Below are 881 nucleotides of genomic sequence, written 5' to 3' on the forward strand. Positions count from 1 at the left end.
ACCGGACAGCAGTGGGTCAAGCCCGAGTATGACGGAGGATGGGGGATGCGATCGGCAGGAGGCGAGACGTCTGGAGGAATTCCGGCAAGATGCGCGGGCGGTTTTGGCTGGGAATTGCGTAAAACAAAGACGGCAGTTCTGACAAATCACCACCCTTATGGTCCTTGCCACACAGGCTCCCCATTCTCCGTCGTCCTCGGGCTTGACCCGAGGACCCATGCGGCAAGCACTGCGTTCGTGAAAAGCGACCGCAGCGAACATCACCACAGGGTAAGATAGAGATCATCCCACGCGGGATTCATCGCCTCGACCAGATCGATCTTCCATTGCCGATACCAGCGTTTCAACGACTTCTCGCGCTGGATCGCACTGCCGATATCCCAATGTTCCTCGTACCAGACGAGGCGGGTGCAGCCATATTTCCAGGCAAAGCCCGGCGTCAGCCCTTCGCGATGCTCATAGATGCGGCGCTCCAGATCGGATGTCACGCCGATATAGAGCGTGCCGTTTTTCTGGTTGGTGATGATGTAAACATATCCCGCCATGCGCGCAGAGTGCTTGGTTATGGATATTCGGGTCAAGCCCGAGTATGACGGAGGATGGGGAGGGCGCCGGGCAAGAGGCGAGAGGTCTGGAGGAATTCCAGTAAAATGGGCGGCGGTTTTGTGTGGAGATCACGAAAGGCGCCATTCCAGCAGAACCACTGCACTTGCGGCCCTTGCCCCATAGGCTCCCCCACCCTCCGTCGTCCTCGGGCTTGACCTGAGGACCCATGGCCGCGAGCACTGCGTTGGCGTTCATACGGACAAAGGCGACCGCAACCGAGCAAATTCAAGCGGAGTGGTTGCGGCATGGATACTCGGGTCAAGCCCACTGCTGTC

The 881-nt window shown here is 58.7% G+C and carries 1 protein-coding gene; it reads right to left on the reverse strand.

Translation table 11 applies throughout. The annotated features are described in order from the left end of the window. Window positions 1-260: 260 nt before the first annotated feature. Window positions 261-545 carry a GIY-YIG nuclease family protein gene (locus CO670_RS32350; RefSeq protein WP_097594074.1) on the reverse strand — a complete coding sequence of 95 codons (285 nt, stop codon included), beginning with the start codon at window positions 543-545 and terminating at the stop codon, window positions 261-263. Window positions 546-881: the final 336 nt, after the last annotated feature.

The sequence above is a fragment of the Rhizobium sp. J15 genome (assembly GCF_002531825.1).
Taxonomy (GTDB): Bacteria; Pseudomonadota; Alphaproteobacteria; order Rhizobiales; family Rhizobiaceae; genus Rhizobium.

Bases quoted from the DNA above. Each gene is read 5' to 3' on its own strand.
- CO670_RS32350 (WP_097594074.1), bottom strand. From the start codon at position 545: ATGGCGGGATATGTTTACATCATCACCAACCAGAAAAACGGCACGCTC.